We start from the raw sequence: 22,535 nt of genomic DNA on the forward strand, positions 1-22,535 counted from the left end.
TTTTTAAGTAAGAAGTAAGCATTTTGGACGCATTTAAAGTTATTGGTGGCAAGCCACTACATGGTGAAGTTACTATCTCTGGGGCTAAGAACGCCGCACTCCCTATTTTAATGTCAGCACTGTTATCAAAAACGCCTATTGTTTTTAGTAATGTACCTAAGTTAAATGATATTTTAACAACAGTAAAATTATTAGGTCAATTAGGTGCTAAGACACAATGGTTAGCTGAAGATAAATTAGAAATAGATGCGAGTAATATCACTCAGTGTTGTGCTCCTTATGATCTTGTTAAAACGATGAGAGCCTCTATCTTAGTGCTTGGTCCATTGCTTGCCCGTATGGGGCATGCTGAAGTTTCATTACCTGGAGGATGTGCTATTGGTGCCCGCCCTGTGAATTTACATATTCAAGGTTTAAAAGCGATGGCTGCCGATATAGATGTAGAAAATGGCTATATTGTTGCGAATAAAGAAGGTCGTTTAACTGGCGCTAATATCTTTATGGATGTGGTCAGTGTTACCGGCACTGAAAACCTAATGATGGCTGCAGCATTAGCTGATGGCGTTACTATTATTGAAAATGCGGCGCAAGAGCCTGAAATTGTAGATTTAGCTAACTGCTTAATTAGTATGGGAGCAAAAATTTCGGGTGCTGGCACTAATACACTAACCATTGAAGGAGTTAGTGAATTATGTGGTAGTGAATATAGTGTTATGCCTGATCGAATTGAAACCGGTACTTTTTTGGTTGCTGCAGCGGTTACTCAAGGAAAAGTAAGGTGTTTAAATACTGACTCGAGTGGCTTAGAAGCTGTATTGTCTAAACTCACTGAAGCTGGTGCTGTTATTAGTATTGGTGAAAATAGCGAAGGTGAAGAATGGATTGAGTTAGCAATGACTCAAAAACCAAAAGCAGTTAGTGTTAAAACTGCGCCACACCCTGCATTTCCAACAGATATGCAAGCGCAATTTATGACTTTGAATGTATTAGCACAAGGTACAGCAACGGTAATCGAAACTATTTTTGAAAATAGATTTATGCATGTACCTGAGTTACAAAGAATGGGAGCAGACATTACCCTTGAAGGTAATACTGCCATTGTAAAAGGTGTTAATTCATTAAACGGTGCACAAGTGATGGCAACAGATTTACGTGCTTCAGCAAGTTTAGTTATTGCCGGTTTAGTAGCAGAAACTCCCACTCAAGTTGACCGTATTTACCATATCGATCGCGGTTACTTAAAAATAGAAGATAAATTACAAGCTTTAGGTGCAGATATTACTCGTATTAATATTGATTAATAAGAGTGGCATTACCGTAAAACCCTATTGATTTTATTGTAATAAAGCTGAATAACATACAAAAGTCAGAATTTACGTGGAATATTCTACTGTAAATTCTGGCTTTTTCAGTATTATAAATGGCGTAATTTCGAAAATAACCAACACCTTCTGTTGTTTTACCATTAGAATGCGCCTCGAAATTTGTTTACTATAATCAAGACAGAAATACTCTGTTTGCTTTGTTGAGGTTCGCCAATGCTATTTACTGGTTCATTTAATACGGATTGTCCAATTCGTCAGAAAATTCGTGAGTTTTACCGCATAGATGAAAATGCTGCTGTTGACCATATTTTACCATTTGCAGAAGTAAATGTGAGTGCACGAAGCCGTGCTTGGGAACGTGCCCGTAAAATGGTGTTGCAGATTCGTCGAGACCAAGAAGGTAATGGTGCCATTGATGCACTATTAAATGAATACTCATTGTCTTCGGATGAAGGTGTTGTACTGATGTGTTTGGCAGAAGCGCTTTTACGTGTGCCTGATAAGCATACTCAAGACGCTTTGATACGTGATAAAATATCACAAGGTCAATGGAGTACCCATTTAGGTACAAGTGACTCTATTTTTGTTAACGCCTCTTCTTGGGGGTTATTAATCACTGGCTCTATGGTTGATTACGCAGATAAACGTAAACAAGATAAATTTGGTTTATTGAAAAAAACTATTGGCCGTTTAGGCGAGCCTGTAATTCGTAAATCAATGAATTATGCTATGAAAATTATGGGTAAGCAGTTCGTAATGGGAGAAACCATCAAAGAAGCGACTGTACGTGCTGCTACTAAAGAGCAGCAAGGTTATGTTTACTCTTATGACATGTTAGGCGAAGGTGCTCGTTCAATGGCTGATGCTGAGCGATATTTGAAGTCATATCAAGATGCTATTGAAGAAATTGGCAAAGTTGCACTTGCTTCAGGTAAAAATGATCCGCGCCGTGTTCCTGGTATTTCAGTAAAATTATCTGCTATTCACCCTCGTTATGAGTTTACTCATCAAGCGCGAGTAATGGATGAAATTGTACCTAAATTAAAGGCCTTATGCTTACAAGCGAAACACTATAATATTGGCTTAACTGTTGATGCCGAAGAGTCTGAGCGTTTAGATATATCACTTGATATTATCGAAGCGGTTTTTACAGATACAGATCTTGGTGATTGGCAAGGATTTGGTATTGCATTACAAGCTTATCAAAAACGTGCAATGTTTGTTGTTGATTGGTTAAGAGATCTTACACTTAAAACCAATCGTCGTATGATGGTTCGTTTAGTTAAAGGTGCTTATTGGGATACCGAGATTAAAAACGCTCAAAAAGATGGTATGGTTGATTTTCCTGTATTTACGCGTAAGTCTTCAACTGATGTTTCTTATCATGCTTGTGCGAATAAATTACTTGATTACCGCGATAGTATTTACCCGCAATTTGCCACACATAATGCTTACACAGCGGCAACTATTGTCGAGCTTGCTGGTGAAGATAAAAATGGTTTTGAATTCCAATGTTTACATGGCATGGGTGATTCTTTATATGATCAAATAGTATCTCAAGAAAGCATTCAATGCCGGATTTATGCACCTGTAGGGCATCATGAAGACTTATTGGCTTATTTAGTACGCCGTTTATTAGAAAATGGTGCTAACTCTTCTTTTGTGAATGCAATTGTTGATGAATCACAACCGGTAGAGTCTTTACTTGAAGATCCAGTTGAAAAAACACAACGCTTAAAAGATAGATACAACGGGCAAATCATGATGCCTATTGACCTTTATCGTAATGAAAATAAGAAAAAATTAAGCATTACAATTGACAGTCGCGATAATTCAAAAGGTCTTGATTTAACTGATATCCCGACTATTACTGATTTGAAATCAGCATTAGATAATTGGCTGGTTGATAATCTATTAAATAAGAATGATGTACCTGAAGGCGCCGAACCTGTTAGAAATCCAGCTAATCATAGTGAAATAATTGGCTTTCATTATCTTCATACCAAAGATGATATGTTAGCAATGATAGACCAGGCTGATCGTGCTTTTGTTACTTGGTCGAAAACACCGGTCAAAGAACGTGCCGACTTATTATGTCGTATCGCTGATATTTTAGAGCGACATATGGACGAATTGATTGCCTTATGTATCAAAGAAGCAGGTAAAGTTACACAAGATGGTATTGATGAAGTGCGTGAAGCCGTTGATTTTTGTCGATACTATGCTGCCCGTGCAATAGAACAAAGTGTTGATGAAAGGCTTGAACCTCGTGGTGTTGTATTATGTATTAGTCCTTGGAACTTTCCTCTCGCAATATTTTTAGGACAAGTTGCTGCAGCAATAGTGACGGGTAACACTGTATTGGCGAAATCTGCAGAACAAACAAGTCTTATTGCTTTACGAACTATTGAATTAATGCAATCAGTGGGATTACCTCAAGATGTTGTACAGGTTGTTTTAGCTCGAGGTAGTGATGTAGGCAGTATAATCGTGCCTGATGAAAGAGTTGCTGCCATTATGTTTACAGGCTCGACTGAAACAGGAACGCGAATTTCTCAAACATTAGCAGAACGAGGAGGCGACCAAGTTCCATTGATTGCTGAAACAGGTGGACAAAATTGCATGATAGTTGATTCTACTGCTTTACCAGAGCAAGTAGTTGATGACGTCATTTCATCTGGTTTTCAATCAGCAGGTCAACGTTGTTCAGCTTTAAGAGTACTATTTCTACAAGAAGATATTGCGGATGGTGTTATTACCATGCTTAAAGGTGCTCTAGCTGAACTGCATATTGGTAATCCAGCAAGGTTAAGCACGGATGTAGGCCCAGTTATTGATCAAAAAGCACTTGATGCACTTAATGCTCATAGTGATTACATGGAAAGTAATGGTACGCTTTTATATCAGTGTGAACTATTTGGTGGCGAGAACGGGCAAGATACTCAGCCTGAAGATGGTCATTTTTTCTTTGCTCCACGTTTGTATGAAATTAATGACATTAATGTTTTAACCAAAGAAGTTTTTGGTCCTTGTGTTCATATTATTCGCTTTAAAGGCGAAGAAATAGAAGACGTTATTGAAAAAATCAATAGTACAGGCTTTGGTTTGACTATGGGAATTCATACGCGTATAGAGCATAGAGCGATTGAGTTAGCCAAATTATCACGAGCAGGTAATGTTTATATTAACCGTAATATCATTGGTGCGATTGTAGGCGTACAACCTTTTGGTGGACGAGGTCTGTCAGGCACAGGTCCTAAAGCAGGTGGACCTAATTACCTTTCGCGTTTAGTAGTTGAAAAAGCAACACCAGATGAAGAGAAAGTTCATTTATTACCTGCACAAGCACTGGCTTTAACTGGTGATAAAAAAGAGCAAAGCCAAGCTGATGATTATATGGGTATAGCTGATGATGCACAAAAGAAATGGCGCTTAACAGATTTAAATACACGTATTTCGCATGTTAGACAATTACTGGCAAAAATTGCCCATGTTGAAATTGTGGATGACTTAGCTGAGAACTTAAATCGCACCTTAGCAGCAGCGCGTGATCAGTTAATCAATATTGAAAAACGTATGAAAAAACCCCAAGAGTTACCAGGGCCTACAGGTGAATCTAATATCATTTACTTAGAAAACCGTGGAAATCTCATTTGTTTTGCAGACGATAATGTAAGTTTTCATTTTTGGGTTATGTCTGTTGTAACAGCATTAGCAACCGGTAATACGGTAATATCAGTGGTGTCTGATTTGTATTATGAAGAAGCATTAGCTTTTAGAGATAAATTTATTTCTACTGGGGCAGATGTTGGTATTTTACAAGTTGCCAAATTGCATCATCTAGAAGCTATGCTAGCTCATGATGCGCTTGCTGGTGTTGTAGTCGACAGTAGTTGTGACTTAAAACATTACATGAGTGAAAAGCTTTCTCAACGCAAAGGAGCAATTTTACCTGTGATTACTTCAGAGTATTTTGATAACTTAATTCAACGTTTATTAACTGAAAAAACCATTAGTATAGATACTACCGCGTCAGGGGGTAATACATCATTAATGACTTTAGTTGAAGAAGATGACTAACAACAGCTAAAATATTGATATTTTAAGAGGCGAAACTCAATGGTTTCGCCTTTTTTATTTCTTATCCATTGAATATATGGCATTATTTATTTTACTCACTAGAAATTGTGGTACTTTGGATAATGACCAAAATAAAGCCCCTAGATCGTGTCGATATAGCAATCCTAAAAACACTTCAGATAGATGGTCGAATTACTAATGTTGAGTTAGCTAAAAAAGTTAATTTAAGTGCTAGTCCGTGTTTAGATCGTGTTAAACGCCTAGAAGACGGTGGCTATATAAAACGTTATGGCGCATTTCTAAGTGCTCAAAAACTTGGTTATGGTATGACAGCTTTTATACAAGTGACCTTAGATAGAACAACTGCAGATGTTTTTAAGCTGTTCAAAAAAGAAGTGGTCAAAATTGAAGAAATTGTTGAATGTCATTTAGTTGCGGGTGGCTATGATTACTTATTGAAGACACGATTTTCTGACATGGAAAGTTATCGTTTGATTTTAGAAAAAGTTGCGGGTTTACCGTCAATATCACAAACGCATACCTATATGGTTACAGAACATATTAAAGAGGATAGTGGTGTACCATTTAAGTAACTCACTATCAAGATTGATTTAAAAAAGGGTTACTATGAACGCATATGAATATGCACTTCAAGCAAATGGTTCTTTTGCTTTGCCTGATGCCTGTTTTAAAGTAAAAGCATTGATGGAAGATGAAAATTCAGTTATCACTGATTTTGCAGATATTATCAGTATTGATCCATCGATGACCTCTAGATTATTACAATTAGCTAATAGTGCTATTTATAATTTTCCTGGAGAAATCAGTACAATTTCACGGGCGATTACGATTATTGGTACACAAGCCGTATATAATATGATGTTGGTAGACTTAGCCGGCTCTGCTTTTAAACATTTCGAAAACCAAGCCATTAATTTAAAACGGTTTTGGCGTATGAGTATTTATTGTGGTTTGGTTACCAGAGGCTTAGCAATTAAGGCTGGTGTAAAAGATATTGAGCGTTTATTTGTTGCTGGCCTTTTACAGAATTTTGGTGAATTATTAGTTGCTAAAATTACCCCTGAAGTCGCACAAGACTGTGAGCAATATAATCGTGACAATTTACCTTGGGTATTACAAGAAGAAGCACTTGGTTATACTTATACTGATATTTCAGCTGTATTACTTAAAATTTGGCAGTTACCAGAAAAAATTATTATTCCCATTCGTCACTTTCATCAAGCACAAAGTAATCAAATTAATAATGATGTTAAAATTTTAAATTTGGCATCAAGACTCGCTTTATTTGATAGTCATAGTGATCTATTTGAAATTGATGAATTGATCGATCAGTCTTTATGTGAAAGCTTAAAACTCACTAGAGCTGATATTGAACAAGTGGTTGAAATAGCGTCAAAAGATGCGGAGAGTATTTTAATAGTAATGAACCCTAAGCTGTTTTCTAGGTAAGGTGACAAAGGTTGTTTGCATAGAATAGTGGATAAATTACTATACACTTATTGATATTGTATGCTGAGCTTAAAAGAGACAAAGGCAAGAAAGCTTGCTAGCATCGAATGGTTTTAAAAATTAAAATAAGAATATAAAAAGTATAAAAATAAGTGAAGGACGTTTATGAGTACATCTAGAGAACATTTTAGTTCCCGTATTGGCTTTATTCTTGCTGCGGCAGGTTCTGCTGTAGGTATTGGGAATTTAGTTGGCTTTCCTGTGAATGCAGCTAAAAATGGCGGAGGAGCATTTTTAATTTTGTATGCGCTATTCGTTTTTTTAATTTGTTTGCCTGTCATGATTGCCGAAATGGCTGTCGGTAGAAAAACAGCAAAAGAGCCTGTAGGTGCATATAAGTCTTTAAGTAATAATAGTAGTCTTTGGGGGGCTGCAGGCTTTCTAGGTGTTCTAACACCTTTTATGATTGCCGTATTTTATATGGTGATTACAGTATGGATATTTGGCTATATTGTGATGACAATATCAGGTAATTTAGATTACTTAGCAAGTGGTAATGGGTTTGGTGAGTTTATTAATAGCCCATACTTATTTGCTGCTATGGCTGCAGTGGTGGCTATTGTAAACTTTATTTTGGTAGCAGGTGTTAAGGATGGTATTGAAAGAGCGGCTAAAATATTAATGCCTACCTTGTTCTTTATGCTCATCATGATGGTTATTTTTGTCTTAACATTAGATAATGCAATAGCTGGTATCAAATTCTTCTTGATTCCTGATATTAGTAAAATTACTCCTAGTGTTGTGAATGGTGCCTTATCACAAGCATTTTTTTCGCTATCATTAGGCATGGGTATTTTAATTACTTATGGTTCGTATATTGATAATAAAACCAACATTCCTAACTCAGCAAAGTTAGTGGCAATTACTGACACAGGGGTAGCCTTCGTCGCTGGCTTAATGATTTTACCAGCAGTTTTTTCGTTTAATCCTAATGTAAACCCTAGCGAACTAAGTGACAGTTCTGTTTCTTTAATATTTACCTTCTTACCTAAAATATTTTTAGCATTACAAACCTCAATTGGTTATGTTGGGGCAAGTTCTGTTGCGGCATTCTTTTTTCTATTAGTTTTCTTTGCCGCCATTACTTCATTAGTGTCTATTATCGAAGTTCCGGTTTCTTATTTAGTGACAGAAAAAAACAATAGTCGTAAAAAAGCCTTGTCTATTTTATTAATGACAGCAGGAGTATTAACTGTTTTTGCTACGGTATCATTTGGTATGGTTACTTTCTTTACCGAATTTACTTCTTATGCAGGGGGCACTAAGTCATTCTTTGATATTGTGTATGATGTTTTTTATGACACAATATTACCGCTTAATGGCTTCTTACTGTGTGTATTTGTTAGCTACCGCTGGAAGGCAAAGAATTTATCTGAGCATTTAAGTATTGGTAACGATACATATATTGGTTCTTGGGTGGAAAAATATATCAACTTTTCATTAGGAACCTTTATCCCTGCTATTGTCTTGATTATATTTATTAACACCGTAGCACAGAAGTTTTTTAGTGTAAGCCTATTTGGTTTTTAACTTAACGCTTCTACTTAAAATCTTTACAAAGTAACACATCATTAATCTTTGAGCCGAGCAGTGGCATTATTGCTCGGCTTTATTCTTTAAAAAACACTCTAAATTTATTAAGCTATTTCATATGATTGAACACATAAATCCAATTGACTTTACTGATTGTCAGCGCCTTTTTCATGGTCGTGGGCATGCTTACGAAAACTTGTCGCATGTAAATGTTGATTGGTTATCTCCTGTTATGCTGATAACACTATATGAGCCTGTTGATGAGTTGTGGCTACTAACACAAGCCAAAGCATTACAAGCATTAACGGATAAGTGTCGAAGTGTGCAAGTACAGCGTCGATATGAAAAATTTGCGCCAACACAGCTCTTATTAGGTGAAACGGTTGATAGGACTATTGTTACTGAAAATGGTCTTTCTTATCACATTGAACTTGGCAAAGCACAAAATAGTGGTTTGTTTTTAGATATGGCTAATGGTCGTTCTTGGGTTTACCAACAAGCTGCAGGTAAAAATGTGCTCAACTTATTTGCATATACTTGTGCTTTTTCTGTAGCAGCAACCGCAGGTGGTGCAAGTAAAGTTGTCAATATTGATTTAAGTAAGTCGTCATTAAGTAAGGGACGAGAAAATCATCAACTAAATAAGCTGGCAAAAAAAGAGGGTAAACAAGTTGTTTTTGAAGGTGTTGATATTTTTAAATCAAATAGTCGCATCAAAAAGTATGGAAAATATGACCTATTAATTTGTGATCCACCATCATTTCAAAAAGGTAGTGTTAATATTGAGCGTGATTATGCAAAGATTATTCGTAGAATTCCACAATGGATGAATGAAGGTGCTCAGTTATTATTATGTTTAAATTCTCCCGATCTGGATGAAGACTTTTTAAAAAAAGAGGTGGCAGAGGCATGTCCTGAATGTATCTTCGAACAGCGTATAATGAATCCTACTGTTTTTAAAGAAGCTCATGCAGGTAAAGGGCTCAAGGTACTATTATTTTCATATCAGCCATAAGCGGTCGATAAATAATATCGGTATGAAGTGCTGATTTAATTTGTTGATTATTTCTACACAGAGAATTATTTGACAGGTTTAATGTTAATTTGTTGTAAACAAGTGTTGCAAGATATTTCGAATGACGTTATGTTTACTTCTTTATATATAAATTAAATGTGGATATTCAAATGAAAAAAGTTATCGGTTTATTATCAGTTGTTTTCTTACTTAGTGCTTGTTCTCCTAAAGTAGGAAGTGAAGATTGGTGTGCAGACATGAAAGAAAAAGATAAAGGCAGCTGGACAGCAACAGAAACTAAAGATTTTGCAAAACACTGTATCTTTTAAAGTCATTCAGTATATTATTGAAAATAATTAGCTGCAATTTAGCAGCTAATTATTTTTTCTCCATTAATTCCTCTTCTACTTCTGTATTTCTTATACGAAAATATCTCGCAAATCTTGGTATTCCTGCTTGACTTTTACCATTATATTTATAGGTGATTGTACTGCCTATTTCAGGCGGATTAGCCCGTTCATCATCGCTAAATCCAGAGCCAATATTAAATGTTATACCCGTCGTTGTTTGTACTGTTATGGCACCTAACATTCCTTGATATTTACCTTTACCACCAATATAAGCTATAACTCTTGCTTCAGCATGCTGATCTTTTTTAAGTTTCATTATGTTATTTGTTCTACCAACATGATAATAAGCATTGCCCTTATGCAACATCAAGCCTTCTCCTTGGTTAGATATAATATTATTGAGGGTCTTATCAAGTTGCTGATTACTAGATAGTTTGAATTGTTTAATCATCTCTAAGTGTGCTGATGATGTCGTATTTGTTATGGTTTTCATCGCTTTTATACGTTCAGTAAATGTACCTGTATGTTTTGGAAGATCAAAAATCATAAAACGCACATTATGCCAACAAGCTTCATCAATCTTAATCTTTCTCACACAGGATACAGTTGTTTGAAATTCATCTCTACCCAACCATAACTCACCATCCATAGGTGTTATGGGCCAGTTTTTAGTAAACCATGTTGGGCTATGTATAATATTACCTTGGCGTGTGAGTAACTGTTGTCCATCCCAGTAACCTCGCATACCATCTAATTTTTCAGAAACCCAATATTGGTTGATATCTTCTACTACTTTGTAGCGGGTTGCATGTTGAATTTCAGGCTTGAAATGTTTGGATTGGTAAGCATAAGCAGGGATAAATAATAGTAAATTGAAAAATAAGTATATTAAAAATTTTGTGATTGTCAGCTGTAGCATTGTGAACGTCCATGTTTTCTTATTTATGTTATTTATTTAATCATAGTCTAAAATATAGACTATGATTAAATAAATAACTACTCGACAATATTCAAGGAATGAATGTTTATGCGTCAATTTAAGTTTGTATTAATAGTTAGTCTTATTTGGAGTTTTTCACCTAATTTATTAGCAAAAAAGCATTGTGCTCCCTTATTAGAAAAGCTTCATCATGTGCAATCGTTACAACGCAATGGCTATTCAGTTCAAGAAGGAATAAGGTTACGAAAGCGTGAAGATGCAGCTAGAGAGCGTTGGTGGCAATGTGAAAAAGGTAGTCGTAAGAAAAAAACTAAGAAAATAAAGAAACCAACGAAGCACAAAAATAGTAATTTGAGTAAGGCGTTAAATAATGTCAATGGAGTAAAAAATAAAGACGTTAACGTAGTAACACCTTTTCAAAGTAGCGAGGCAATAGTGATAAAATCAAAATATCAAGGAGATAAACAGCAAGCATGGCTTAAATACTACCAGCAGCCAGAAGGCTGTATAAAGCCTAAAAATTTATCTGTTTTTGCGGCCTGTATTGAAGATAAACAAGCGCAACGGGGGAATTTTGAGCAGCACTATAAAACTCAATAACTTGATAAAAATATAATTACCACTCATCGGGAAGCTTGCTATTGTCGTCCGAATTTAATTTCGCGGTATATTCGGGGATAGAGTAAGCGAAAAAACCAAGTAAGCAGAACAAAGCCAAACGAGTTCAGAGCATTATAAACAAAATGATTACAGTCGTATCGGCTTTGGATTGTTGGTAACTAATCGTGACTATTAACTTTTATAGCAGTAGCTTTTTTTATTCTCGGTGTATTGAGCAACCATTTCATCAATACTTGTTTGACAATATTCACGTAAGCCACTTAGTAACATATGTTTTTTACCATGACCAACTACTTCACCTTCGCTGATCAAATCAAACTCTAACCAAGCATCGCCACGTTTTGCTTCAATAGTTAAACTGGTTTGAGCAAGCTGTAACGAAAGGCTAGTAATATCGAGTCGGTTCAGGCTTATTTTCATGCATTGATACATAACCATTGGACGAGCGGGGTTAATCATGACATTTTTTTCTGCCATTAATTTTACTAAAATATCAGGAAAAGTATCACCGGAAAAATCAACATAGGCTTTTGTTAATGCATTAATAAGTGATGGACAGTGAGTTACCTCGCCACTAGCCTCAACCGTTAAATAGGTTTTACCTTGGTTATCAACGACATCAAAAAAATTATTTATTTCGTTAGGGAAAGTTAGTGCAATATTGTCATTTACCATTCCTGAAAAATTAAAGCTCATTTCTTTATGTAACCCTGCTTTCGCAATGATCACTGAAAATAATAAATCACCAGGAACGCAAAAACGTTTCGCATCAATATTATGCAGCGGATTAAAATCATCAGCTACTTGCTTAGCAAAGTCACTCGCTTGTTGGCGAGTAAAACTAATAATTTCATTATCAATAGGACAGTATTCTTCAATAAACATAGCTTTTTTCGGTAGTTCTTTTTTAGACATGGTAATCACTTGATTTACAAAAAACGAGGCATTCTAACAGTAATTAATAAGTTTTATCGAAAAAAAAGAAGGAATAATAACTAAGCAGACCTCTGTGATTCATTTGATTGTATCAAGGTAAGTGCTAACTAATCGTTCCTTTTGGTCCTTGGTTAGCTTTTTAAGTTGATATTCTCGCTTACTTGCCGAGCTTTTATTTTCCGATTTTTCAATAAATACAAGTGTTACAGGACGTTTTGCCCTAGTATATTTAGCACCAAGCTTGGTATAATTATGTTCATGCAGACGACGCTCTATATCAGTCGTGATACCTGCATATAAGCTATTATCATTACAACGCAAGAAATATACAAACCAAGTTTGTGCTGTGCTCATGAAAATTAATTATAAAATTGATATAAACCTATGGTAAATAAAAGTGTTAGAGATATCAAATAATGTAAGTTTAGCCGATTGGGAAATAGAATTAAGTGCTATTCGTTCAATGGGCAATGGTGGGCAACGAGTAAATAAAGTTGCTACTGCTATTCACTTACGTTTTGATATTAATAGGTCATCATTACCTGCTGTTTATAAAGAACGGTTATTAGCGAGTAAAGATAGTCGTATTTCTAAAGATGGCGTGATTATTATTAAAGCTCAATCTTTCCGCACACAAGAAATGAATAAAGAAGATGCGTTTAAGCGTTTAAAGGAATTAGTTACTGGTGCGATGATAGTACAAAAAAAACGACGCCCAACTAAACCCACAAAAGGCTCTGTTCAACGAAGGTTGACGACTAAAGCCAATAAAAAAACAGTTAAACAGACACGTCAAAAAGTTAAATTTTGAAGTCTCTTACTATAAGAGCACTTTGATAAAAGTCCTGTATAAAAAATAATATAAGAGAGTAAAAATGCCCATTTCAGCAATAGGTGCAGTGGAAAAGATGACTGCAAAACTTGATAGTAATAATATTGTTCAATATAAGCTTCCTTTGGCAGCTATCGATGAGAATGGAGAGCAACAAAGTATTGCCTTGAATCCGCTTATTGGCAGAAAATTAACGTTAGTTTTTCATAGTACAATAGCTTGTAAAAATTGTGGTACAACAACTAAAAAAAGTTACTCACAAGGTTTTTGTTATCCTTGTATGACCAAGCTTGCTCAATGTGATATGTGTATTATGAAACCTGAAACTTGTCATTACCATTTAGGGACTTGTCGAGAGCCAGAGTGGGCAGAGCAGCATTGTATGGTCGATCATTATGTTTATTTATCAAATACCTCAGGTTTAAAAGTAGGTATTACACGTCATACACAAATACCAACGCGGTGGATTGATCAGGGGGCAACACAAGCATTACCTCTGTTTAAAGTGAGAACACGTTTACAGTCAGGGCTTATTGAAACGGCATTATCTGAATTAGTCAGTGATAAAACTAATTGGCGTGCTATGCTCAAAGGTAGTAATGAACCGATTGACTTGAAAGCTCAGGCTAAAGTGTTAATACCACAGATAGCTGATCGCTTGTCTGAAATCAAACTTAAATATGGTGAAGATGCTGTACAGTTATTAAATGAAGAGGTGGTAGATATTGTGTTCCCTGTTAGCCAGTACTTAACGAAAATTAGTTCTTTTAATTTTGACAAAACCTCAACGGTATCAGGGATATTATTAGGTATTAAAGGGCAGTATCTAATCTTTGAAGAAGGCGTGATTAATATGCGTAAGTTTTCATCGTATCAAATAAGTGCTGAATATTGATTTATTACTGATTTTTTGCAATATGTGTTAAATTCTAACTTATACTTTATTTATAAAAAATAAATAAAACCATACAAATAAATTTGACTGGAAAAGCTTTTATGACAGTTACTGAATATGTTAATCAAATGGATAAAATTTTTGTTTTGTCTGATTCATTTATTCGTATCAAAGAGTTAATTGATGATGAGTCTTCAACTATAGATGATATCAGTGATGTGATTATTATTGATCCTGCATTAACAGGAACAATTTTAAAACTTGCTAACAGTGCACTTTTTAATTATCCAGGAAAAATAGATACTATATCTAAAGCGGTGTTAGTTTTAGGGATAACTGAAGTTTATAATCTCGTGATAACACATTTTACAACAAAAGCATGTCAGTCTATGAGTAACGATGCCGCTTATTTAGATAACTTTTGGGAAGAAAGTATTGATTGTGCTTTACTCATTAAATTTCTAGGATGTAGTTTAAATATTCCTAATGGCGAACGATTATTTATATTAGGTATGTTACATAATTTGGGAGAGTTGATTGTTAAGCGAATTTCCCCTGATAAAGTGCTGCAGTGCGAAAGTATTGATAGTGGTAAGTTACCATGGGATAACCAACGTGACATTTTAGGCTTTACTTATGGAGAGTGCGGGGCCGAACTGTTAAAACAGTGGCAGCTACCTTATAATATTGTTTCGCCTATTCGTAATCAAGACCAGGCAGACTTTAATCTGATTAATACTGAGACCCAATTACTTTATATTTCGAAACGAATTATGGTTCATCAAAAGTTATTGAAATTACATAACCAAAATGAAATTGTTAATGAATTAGACTTACCATCATTTGGTATCGATGATGATATGCTATGTATGGCACTTGGTTATTGTGATTTAGAACGTTTGAGTATTTTATCGGTGTTAAGCCCATCTTCAGTGACTATTTATTAAAGGTAGTTGATAGGTTATATATAGCGCTTAGAGCATGCCATTTAAGTCATAATGAAGGAAATTACCCCGACGAAGTGCATGAACTTGTTGTATGTAGGAAAATAAATCAGAGTAAAGCTAATCTTTGCCATTAAAATATAGTTTATACAAACTTTAGGCATAAAAAAAGCGAGTTATCTTTGAGATACTCGCTTTTTTTGTGACTTTAATTTAAAAAATTAAAGTGCAACAATGTTCTCAGCTTGAGGGCCTTTTTGACCATCAGTAACTGTGAATTCAACTTTTTGACCTTCAGCTAAAGTTTTGAAACCTTCGCCAACGATTGCGTTGAAGTGAGCGAAAACGTCAGGACCATTTTCTTGCTCGATGAAACCGAAACCTTTAGCTTCGTTAAACCATTTTACTGTACCAGTAGTTGTAGACATAAGGATATCCTATTTGTTTATTTATGAGTAATTGAGCCTAATCAGCATGTATTATACAAAACTGAAAAAGCGGGTTTGCTAAAAAGTGTTGCTATTACTTATAAAACAGGACGAGAAATATCTATCAAGCAGAAATTTACAGCGAAATGGTGTACAAAAATATAAAACTAACTTCAAGCGACCTTAATTATAAAGCCGTAGCGATTCTTGTCAATACTTATGTTGCAATACAGGGATAAGTATTGATCATTAATTGCCTGTTTAATGATGATTTAATGTATACAGTGTAACAAAAGTGTTAATTTTCTGTGTTTTTATATATCATTTTTGTATATGTATGGTGACTTTTATTGCTTTTTAGTTTTAAAAAAATAACAATAATCAATTAGTGTACTTTGCTCTTTTATTTGTAATGTATTGTTTTTTATATTCATTGTTGCTCTATTAACGTGCGTTGTGTTACTAGGGATAGAGAAGGTGATAGTAGATTTTATTATGGATTAATTTTCATACCTTGTAAGTATTGAAACACTACATTATAAATAGGTAGTGATTAGTATTATTTGTACTGATTCATGCGGCACATGAAAAATTCAATGCGCTGTACTATAAAAAAAATAAAAAAAATAAAAAAAATATAAAAAATATAAAAAATATAAGAATTAGTACTCCACTTTTGAGTTTAAAAGTAAGTAACTAATTTAAAAATAATAATTTTAGAAGGAAGTATCATGTCAACAAAATTTAGAGCCACTACATTAGCTTTAGCTGTAGGTGTAGCATTAGGCACAGCACCCTCGTATGCAGCGGAAGAAGCTGAGTCAGTAAAAGAAGAAAAAGTAGAGCGTATTGCTGTTGTTGGTTCACGTGGCGCACCGCGATCTGTAAATGATTCACCCGTACCTATTGATATTATCGGTGGTGATGAATTAGCGAAAGGTGGTAATACAGATATGCTTGAATTATTGAAAGGAAGTGTTCCTTCTTTAAATGTTCATAGCAACCCTATCTCAGATGCAGCAAGTTTAGTAAAACCAGCTAACCTGCGCGGATTATCTTCAGACAGCACCTTAATTTTAGTCAATGGTAAGCGTCGTCATCGTGCTTCTGTTATCGCTTTACTTGGTGGTGGCATAAATGATGGTGCCCAGGGGCCTGATATTTCAGTTATTCCTAGCTCTGCATTAAAGCAAGTGGAAGTTTTACGTGACGGTGCTGCGGCTCAATATGGTAGTGATGCTATCGCCGGCGTAATGAACTTTGTTTTAAAGGATGACTCAGACGGTGGAAATTTAACGGTAAGAGCCGGCTCTTACTATGAAGGTGATGGTGATACGCTTGAAGTATCAGGTAACATTGGTATGGAGCTGACCAAAGATGGCTTCATTAATGCTAGTTTCCAATATAAAAATTCTGATGCTACAAGCCGAAGTGTGCAGCGTACAGATGCTGCTGCTTTTGATGCTGTTGGTGTTGAAGGTATAGAAGATCCTGCTCAAGTTTGGGGCTCGCCAAAAATTGAAGATGACTACACTATTTTTATCAATTCAGGTTTAGATTTAGGTGATAATAAAGAAGCTTACATGTTTGGTAACTTCTCTGAGCGTGATGTACGTGGCGGTTTTTACTATCGTAATCCTCATACTCGCGGTGGCGTCTATAGTAATGGCGACACTGATGAGGACGGAAATCCAAATTTATTAATTGCTGACTTGGATGGTATCGGTGTTGGTGGAAGCTGTAGCCCTGTCAACATAACGACAGATAATGTATTAACTCAAGATGACTACATTAATAATGTAGTCAATGATGATAACTGTTTTAGTTTCAATGAAATGCTGCCGGGTGGTTTCACTCCAAACTTTGGCGGTAACATTGTTGACACCTCATTAACTATGGGGACACGTGGTGAATTAGACAATGGCGTTATGTATGATGTGAGTGGCTCTGTTGGTATGAATGAGTCCAGCTATGTCATTTATGATACGTTAAATGCTTCTTTGGGTCCTGAAACGGGGAGAGATTTTAGTCCGGGTAAGCATAGGCAATTAGAAAAAACATTTAATCTTGATTTTAATAAAGAGCTAGAACTTGATTCCATCAGCTATTTAATGGTTGCGGCTGGGTATGAGTGGCATGCGGAATCTTTTGAAGTAACCGCTGGAGACGTAGATTCATATATTGCAGGGCCATATACAGATCAAGGCTTCGGTATTGGTTCTAATGGTTTTCCTGGTTTTAAACCGGAGTCTGCAGGTGTTTTTTCACGTCAAAACTATGCATTTTATGTTGATGTTGAAGCAGAAATCACAGAAGATTTATTGTTAGGTGCAGCACTTCGTTATGAGGATTATAGTAGTTTTGGTGATGATACAAATTATAAGATCACCGCTCAATATAACGTAACTGAAGATTTTTCATTACGTGGCTCAATAAGTACGGGCTTCCGTGCCCCAACGGTTGGCCAAGCAAACTATTCAAATGTACAAACATCGTTAGATGGCGGGGTATTATCGGATTCTGCATTACTACCTGCTACTAACCCTGTTGCACAACAATTAGGTGCTACTGAGTTAACACCAGAAGAATCTGAAAGTTATACTTTAGGTGCTGTTTGGAATATTGGAGAGGTATTTATTACACTTGACTATTACAACATTCAAGTTGAAGATCGTATATCTCAGTCGGATAAATATAGCCTAACGGAAGGTGATAAAGCAGCATTAAAATTAGCGGGTGTAGCAAATGTAGATTCAATTCAACAAGTAAGTTTCTTTACTAATGATTTTGATACTACTACGCAAGGTATTGATTTAATAGCAAACTACTCGACAGCATTATTTGAGGGGGATTCAGTGTTTAGTTTCGCCTATAACTATAATGAAACGGAAGTTGATAGTTATAGCGAAGTTACCGGAGATTTTAAAGTATCTCGCTTAGAAAATGATTTACCTAACCATAGAGCTACATTAACCTGGTCACAAAGCTATGATGACTTTAGCTTCTTTGTACGTGGTAATTACTACGGTGAATATCAAGGTGTTCATGTAGATTACGATGCGACAATTGGTGATGGTGATGCGGCTTTATTATTTGATGCTGAAGCAAGCTATTTTATAAATGACGCATTTACTGTTTCTGTTGGTGCGCAAAACATCTTTGATGAACAAGCAACTAAAATCAACCGTCAAGATGGTGGTGATGATAGAGCATGGGGTGGTGTTTATTATGAAACATCTCCTTTTGGATTCAATGGTGGTTACTATTATGTAAAAGCGACATATAACTTCTAATGTCTTTACATTAAATGTTATCTGCCAAAGCCCCAGCAATTGCTGGGGTTTTTATTAGCCTTAAGTTAATAAAGAGAATAAAGCACAAACTATGAGTTTAATTGTTCAAGCTAATTTGCTATTGAAACAGAATAAAATCAAACAAGCTGAGTCCTTATATCGGCAGTTACTAACACAAAACCCTAATAATATTGATGCATTATGGGGATTGGGTAAAGTTGCCTTAGCGCTCGATAGTTATCAGCCTAGTTATGATATTTTCAAACGATGTGTGCAGTTAGTGGCTAATGCCTCACCTTTGTGGCTATCATTAGCTCAATCTTGTCAAAAGCTGCAGCGTTTTGAAGAGGCGGAGCATGCATTATTAACAGCTTATGAGATTAAAAAAGATAGTATAACGACGTTATTATCCTTAGCTATTTTTTATTGTCAGTCGAATCAGTTGGTTAAAGCGAAAAAATATCTCGATGTACTCTTTTTTATAGCACCTAATAATATTCGAGCATTTTGTTTAAAAGTTCGAATAAATGTACAAGTTATACTTGATGATCATGCACAAAGTTTTTTAGATAAATTGGCAGATAAAACCAATGATTTAACCCAGAAAGAGCAGGTGTTACTTCATTATGCCTTTGCACAGTTATATCAACAATCGTCTAATTATAAACAAGCGTTTTACCATTTTACTCAAGCCAATAAATTACAAGCGTTACAAGTATCATTCTCGGTTGACGATATGGAAAACTACTTCTCGCAATTAATGAAGGTTTTTTCATCTACTTTTATAAATAAAATAAAACAAGAACAAGCGGTGAATTTATCACAAATAAAGAAACCTCTATTAACGCCAATTTTTATTGTTGGTCAGCCACGTTCAGGATCTACTCTGTTAGAGCAAATGTTAATTAGTCATACTGATATTAACTCTGCCGGTGAATTACCTTTTTTAGCTGGAGATATTGCTCAGGGAGTTTGGCAACTAACTAAACAAGAGTTTCCTTATGGGTGTGCACATTTAACTGTGAAGCAGCGTGAGTCATTAGCTCACCATTATTTAACTAATATGCAAGCCTTGGCACCCAAAGCTAAATTTATTATTGATAAAATGCCTGCAAACTATCAATCTATCGGATTGATTAAAATGCTTTTTCCATATGCGAAAGTTATTCATATTTCTCGTGCAGTGAAAGATGTTAGTTGGTCCATATTCACTAATCATTTTGATGCACCCGAGCCTTATTTCTGTTCATTGTCTGAAATAGTTCTGTACCATAAAAACTATCAGCAAGTGATGTCTCATTGGCAGCAGGTGTTGCCAGAGTTTATTTATAATATAAGTTATGAAAGTCTTGTCGCATCTCCTAAAGAATCGCTGACCAAGCTTTTGGGCTTTTGCTCATTAAGTTATCAAGAAGAGTGCTTAAGCTTTGAACACAAATCGCGTCATATTGATACGCTGAGTGATATACAATTACGTAATGGTTTAAAGAATAATATAGCTAAGGCGTGGTTACCTTACCAAAAATACCTTCCTGCTTGTTTTAATGAATTGTGTTAATTTCTGAGTGCCATTGGCGAAGAAGATGAGCATTGATATGTTAGTTGAGCACGTTTGTGCAGCATTTTAAAATAAAAAAGCCTGCATTATTTCCACAATGCAGGCTTTTTACTAATAAGCTTTGTTTATAATTTAAATTCTTGTACTGATTGTTGTAATTCTTCCGAAAGACGTGCAACTTCACTACTTGAGGCGGCTGTTTGTTGTGAGCCTGCAGTCGTTTGTTCAGCAATAGCAACGATTGACTCAAGGTTTTCACTGATTTCATGTGCAACAACATTTTGCTCTTCTGCAGCTGTCGCTATTTGTGAACTACGATCATAAGCCTCATGTACCGCATGCGTAATTGTTTCTAGTGCTCGATCCGCTTCTTTAGATTGCGTTACACAATCACTCGCTTTAGCTTTACCTGTATCCATAACAGATACTGCTTTTTCTGCACCTGACTGCAAAGATTCAATCATAGTGTGAATTTCTGCAGTAGACTCTTGTGTTCTACTCGCAAGCGTTCTAACTTCATCAGCAACAACAGCAAAGCCTCGACCATGCTCACCGGCACGTGCAGCTTCAATAGCCGCATTTAAAGCAAGTAAGTTAGTTTGGTCGGCAATGGCACGAATTACATCTAATATACCGCCAATAGAAGCGCTATCTTGTTGTAATTGGTTAATTACATGCGCAGCAGAGTCAACTTCTGTCGCCAGTTGTTCAATGGTTTCACGATTACGACCAGAAATTGTTTTGACTCGCTCTGCTTCATCATCGGCATGCTTAATTTCGTTAAGGGCATCATTAGCGCTAGATAAAACACTTTTAGCGGTGCTGCTCATTTCTGTGGTTGCTGTTGCGGCTTGTTCTACTTGGTTACGTTGCTCTTCTATTGCAACGGTACTTTCTGCTGTTACTGTTGATGTTTCTTCAGCTGCGGCAGCAAGTTGTGCTGAGCGGTTTACAATACCTTCGATAAGACTACGTAAACTATCAATAAGTACATTACAGTTTTTTGCTAAGAGCGCAAATTCGTCTTTACCTGTTTCATCTAGTTTTCGTGAAAGATCACCAGAAGATACTATATTTAGCATGTCATTTACACGACTTAGTGGGCGAGTAATACTTAGTAAGGTAAAACGTGCGATAACAAAAGCAATGATTATTGACACTATTGCAATAATAATAGTTTGTTTATTACCACTCTCTACCGAGCTTTTAACTAATTTCCCTGAGGCTAGGGTTGCTTGATTTGCTAGTTCTACTTGCGTATCTAAAATCTTATTTGCGCGAATTGTGTCTTGCTCTAAAGCTGCTAACATGGCTTTGGCTTCGTGATTTGCAGTTAACTGAGATTTTTTATGAAATATAGTGCCTGCATCGGAGGAGAGTAATTCTTCTAGCTCACTAAAAGCATCTGATAACTCTTCTGCAATACTCTCCATATTGTTCATTGTTAACTCAGCTATAATTTCGTTTACTGAAGATTGAGCCCCTTCTAAACTAAACGAAATTTCACTTTCTATTAGGTCAGCAGTACTGTCTGAATTAATATCTCGATACTCTAAAGATGAAGATACAATAGCATTGAATTGATTTTCTAATTGTTCGCTTAAACTAATAGCGCGTTGTAATTTAGTTTCAGCTAACCGGTGGTCAGCTAAGTCAAGTAATAATGTGACAGCATCATCAGCTTTGTCTTCTAAGTCACTGACTTTTTCTTTTAATAACATGCTTTGTTCAATAGAAATTTTACGATTGCTGAAAACTGAAAGAGCATTTTTTTCAAGACTGCTAAATACCTGGGATACTTGATTTAAATTTCCCATTAACTCATTTTCATTTTGCACTAATGCTTCTAATTGTTTAAATTCTGGCATGAATTGCGCATTTATCGCTCTATAGCGATTTAAGTTCTCTGCTAATAAATCAAGATCTGTTTGATAAAAACCTCTTAGTGTAGAGCTTTCCATTTTTTCTAATGCTAAAGCAAGTTTATTACTTCCTTTTAAGGTAGGAATAGCTAATTGGTTTTGTTGTTGAGTAGAGTCGCTAATCGTATTCAAGTTAAGTAAGGAAATTACGCTGGTTAAAATCAGTAGAATTGAAATGATGGTAAAACCACCAATTATTTTCATTGCTACAGTTAAATTCATATATACCACCAATTAGTTTGAATAAAATCATTAGTTAAAGATTAGGAAGCTCTCTATCTAACAATGATTATGTTGTATTATTTCACTTCATTATTTTGAGTTAATGTTAAA

Annotated in this window: 18 protein-coding genes; 13 read left to right on the forward strand and 5 right to left on the reverse strand. The window is 35.5% G+C overall.

Annotated elements, in window-relative coordinates:
• Nucleotides 1-23 precede the first annotated feature (23 nt).
• The 7 genes from murA to Q4503_RS01920 all read left to right on the forward strand — a co-directional run bounded on the left by murA (nucleotide 24) and on the right by Q4503_RS01920 (nucleotide 9,812).
• Nucleotides 24-1,301 (forward strand): UDP-N-acetylglucosamine 1-carboxyvinyltransferase, encoded by a 1,278-nt coding sequence (murA, locus tag Q4503_RS01890; protein ID WP_215973103.1) that lies wholly within the window; start codon nucleotides 24-26, stop codon nucleotides 1,299-1,301.
• A 237-nt stretch (nucleotides 1,302-1,538) separates the two neighbouring features.
• Entirely contained in the window at nucleotides 1,539-5,405 is a 3,867-nt protein-coding gene (gene putA / locus Q4503_RS01895; protein WP_215973104.1) for a bifunctional proline dehydrogenase/L-glutamate gamma-semialdehyde dehydrogenase PutA, read from the forward strand.
• A 122-nt stretch (nucleotides 5,406-5,527) separates the two neighbouring features.
• Nucleotides 5,528-5,998, forward strand: coding sequence for a winged helix-turn-helix transcriptional regulator (locus tag Q4503_RS01900; protein WP_215973105.1), 471 nt, complete (start codon nucleotides 5,528-5,530; stop codon nucleotides 5,996-5,998).
• Between the two features lie 34 nt (nucleotides 5,999-6,032).
• Nucleotides 6,033-6,875: an HDOD domain-containing protein gene (locus tag Q4503_RS01905; RefSeq protein WP_215973106.1), complete on the forward strand. Its 843-nt coding sequence runs from the start codon at nucleotides 6,033-6,035 to the stop codon at nucleotides 6,873-6,875.
• A 165-nt stretch (nucleotides 6,876-7,040) separates the two neighbouring features.
• Nucleotides 7,041-8,465: a sodium-dependent transporter gene (locus Q4503_RS01910; protein ID WP_215973107.1), complete on the forward strand. Its 1,425-nt coding sequence runs from the start codon at nucleotides 7,041-7,043 to the stop codon at nucleotides 8,463-8,465.
• A 121-nt stretch (nucleotides 8,466-8,586) separates the two neighbouring features.
• Complete coding sequence (locus tag Q4503_RS01915; RefSeq protein WP_303601250.1) at nucleotides 8,587-9,483, forward strand: class I SAM-dependent methyltransferase; 897 nt, start codon at nucleotides 8,587-8,589, stop codon at nucleotides 9,481-9,483.
• Between the two features lie 170 nt (nucleotides 9,484-9,653).
• Nucleotides 9,654-9,812: a DUF3012 domain-containing protein gene (locus Q4503_RS01920; protein ID WP_159817613.1), complete on the forward strand. Its 159-nt coding sequence runs from the start codon at nucleotides 9,654-9,656 to the stop codon at nucleotides 9,810-9,812.
• Nucleotides 9,813-9,861: 49 nt separating this feature from the next.
• Here the strand turns inward: Q4503_RS01920 and Q4503_RS01925 are convergent, their stop codons facing one another.
• Nucleotides 9,862-10,752 (reverse strand): DNA ligase, encoded by an 891-nt coding sequence (locus tag Q4503_RS01925; protein WP_303601251.1) that lies wholly within the window; start codon nucleotides 10,750-10,752, stop codon nucleotides 9,862-9,864.
• A 108-nt stretch (nucleotides 10,753-10,860) separates the two neighbouring features.
• On the opposite strand from Q4503_RS01925, the gene Q4503_RS01930 reads away from it, so the two are divergent.
• Nucleotides 10,861-11,373 carry a hypothetical protein gene (locus Q4503_RS01930; protein WP_303601252.1) on the forward strand — a complete coding sequence of 171 codons (513 nt, stop codon included), beginning with the start codon at nucleotides 10,861-10,863 and terminating at the stop codon, nucleotides 11,371-11,373.
• A gap of 192 nt (nucleotides 11,374-11,565) precedes the next feature.
• Here Q4503_RS01930 and Q4503_RS01935 read toward each other — a convergent pair whose 3' ends face one another.
• A complete protein-coding gene (locus Q4503_RS01935) occupies nucleotides 11,566-12,309 on the reverse strand; it encodes a DUF3581 family protein (protein WP_252727484.1) in 744 nt (247 codons plus the stop codon).
• Between the two features lie 99 nt (nucleotides 12,310-12,408).
• Nucleotides 12,409-12,684: a GIY-YIG nuclease family protein gene (locus tag Q4503_RS01940; protein WP_215973111.1), complete on the reverse strand. Its 276-nt coding sequence runs from the start codon at nucleotides 12,682-12,684 to the stop codon at nucleotides 12,409-12,411.
• 43 nt (nucleotides 12,685-12,727) lie between these two features.
• Here Q4503_RS01940 and arfB point away from each other — a divergent pair, with 43 nt between their 5' ends.
• From arfB to Q4503_RS01955, 3 genes are all read left to right on the forward strand, one after another.
• Nucleotides 12,728-13,141, forward strand: a complete 414-nt coding sequence (gene arfB, locus Q4503_RS01945; RefSeq protein WP_215973112.1) for an alternative ribosome rescue aminoacyl-tRNA hydrolase ArfB — start codon at nucleotides 12,728-12,730, stop codon at nucleotides 13,139-13,141.
• Nucleotides 13,142-13,205: 64 nt separating this feature from the next.
• Complete coding sequence (locus Q4503_RS01950) at nucleotides 13,206-14,057, forward strand: DUF2797 domain-containing protein (protein ID WP_215973113.1); 852 nt, start codon at nucleotides 13,206-13,208, stop codon at nucleotides 14,055-14,057.
• 101 nt (nucleotides 14,058-14,158) lie between these two features.
• Entirely contained in the window at nucleotides 14,159-15,004 is an 846-nt protein-coding gene (locus tag Q4503_RS01955) for an HDOD domain-containing protein (RefSeq protein ID WP_215973114.1), read from the forward strand.
• 218 nt (nucleotides 15,005-15,222) lie between these two features.
• Here the strand turns inward: Q4503_RS01955 and Q4503_RS01960 are convergent, their stop codons facing one another.
• The gene (locus Q4503_RS01960) at nucleotides 15,223-15,429 is read right to left on the reverse strand and encodes a cold-shock protein (RefSeq protein ID WP_033092258.1); all 207 of its coding nucleotides are present in this window, start codon (nucleotides 15,427-15,429) and stop codon (nucleotides 15,223-15,225) included.
• 731 nt (nucleotides 15,430-16,160) lie between these two features.
• On the opposite strand from Q4503_RS01960, the gene Q4503_RS01965 reads away from it, so the two are divergent.
• The gene (locus Q4503_RS01965; protein ID WP_303601253.1) at nucleotides 16,161-18,722 is read left to right on the forward strand and encodes a TonB-dependent siderophore receptor; all 2,562 of its coding nucleotides are present in this window, start codon (nucleotides 16,161-16,163) and stop codon (nucleotides 18,720-18,722) included.
• 91 nt (nucleotides 18,723-18,813) lie between these two features.
• On the forward strand, nucleotides 18,814-20,280 hold the full coding sequence (locus Q4503_RS01970; RefSeq protein ID WP_303601254.1) for a tetratricopeptide repeat-containing sulfotransferase family protein: 1,467 nt from the start codon (nucleotides 18,814-18,816) through the stop codon (nucleotides 20,278-20,280).
• A 125-nt stretch (nucleotides 20,281-20,405) separates the two neighbouring features.
• Here the strand turns inward: Q4503_RS01970 and Q4503_RS01975 are convergent, their stop codons facing one another.
• Nucleotides 20,406-22,424, reverse strand: a complete 2,019-nt coding sequence (locus Q4503_RS01975) for a methyl-accepting chemotaxis protein (protein WP_303601255.1) — start codon at nucleotides 22,422-22,424, stop codon at nucleotides 20,406-20,408.
• Nucleotides 22,425-22,535: the final 111 nt, after the last annotated feature.

This window comes from Colwellia sp. 6_MG-2023 (assembly GCF_030547765.1).
Taxonomy (GTDB): Bacteria; Pseudomonadota; Gammaproteobacteria; order Enterobacterales; family Alteromonadaceae; genus Colwellia.

Excerpts from the sequence above, each read along its gene's own strand:
- putA (WP_215973104.1), top strand. The coding sequence starts at position 1,539 with ATGCTATTTACTGGTTCATTTAATACGGATTGTCCAATTCGTCAGAAA.
- Q4503_RS01900 (WP_215973105.1), top strand. The coding sequence starts at position 5,528 with ATGACCAAAATAAAGCCCCTAGATCGTGTCGATATAGCAATCCTAAAA.
- Q4503_RS01905 (WP_215973106.1), top strand. The coding sequence starts at position 6,033 with ATGAACGCATATGAATATGCACTTCAAGCAAATGGTTCTTTTGCTTTG.
- Q4503_RS01910 (WP_215973107.1), top strand. The coding sequence starts at position 7,041 with ATGAGTACATCTAGAGAACATTTTAGTTCCCGTATTGGCTTTATTCTT.
- Q4503_RS01915 (WP_303601250.1), top strand. The coding sequence starts at position 8,587 with ATGATTGAACACATAAATCCAATTGACTTTACTGATTGTCAGCGCCTT.
- Q4503_RS01920 (WP_159817613.1), top strand. The coding sequence starts at position 9,654 with ATGAAAAAAGTTATCGGTTTATTATCAGTTGTTTTCTTACTTAGTGCT.
- Q4503_RS01925 (WP_303601251.1), bottom strand. The coding sequence starts at position 10,752 with ATGCTACAGCTGACAATCACAAAATTTTTAATATACTTATTTTTCAAT.
- Q4503_RS01930 (WP_303601252.1), top strand. The coding sequence starts at position 10,861 with ATGCGTCAATTTAAGTTTGTATTAATAGTTAGTCTTATTTGGAGTTTT.
- Q4503_RS01935 (WP_252727484.1), bottom strand. The coding sequence starts at position 12,309 with ATGTCTAAAAAAGAACTACCGAAAAAAGCTATGTTTATTGAAGAATAC.
- Q4503_RS01940 (WP_215973111.1), bottom strand. The coding sequence starts at position 12,684 with ATGAGCACAGCACAAACTTGGTTTGTATATTTCTTGCGTTGTAATGAT.
- Q4503_RS01950 (WP_215973113.1), top strand. The coding sequence starts at position 13,206 with ATGCCCATTTCAGCAATAGGTGCAGTGGAAAAGATGACTGCAAAACTT.
- Q4503_RS01955 (WP_215973114.1), top strand. The coding sequence starts at position 14,159 with ATGACAGTTACTGAATATGTTAATCAAATGGATAAAATTTTTGTTTTG.
- Q4503_RS01960 (WP_033092258.1), bottom strand. The coding sequence starts at position 15,429 with ATGTCTACAACTACTGGTACAGTAAAATGGTTTAACGAAGCTAAAGGT.
- Q4503_RS01965 (WP_303601253.1), top strand. The coding sequence starts at position 16,161 with ATGTCAACAAAATTTAGAGCCACTACATTAGCTTTAGCTGTAGGTGTA.
- Q4503_RS01970 (WP_303601254.1), top strand. The coding sequence starts at position 18,814 with ATGAGTTTAATTGTTCAAGCTAATTTGCTATTGAAACAGAATAAAATC.
- Q4503_RS01975 (WP_303601255.1), bottom strand. The coding sequence starts at position 22,424 with ATGAATTTAACTGTAGCAATGAAAATAATTGGTGGTTTTACCATCATT.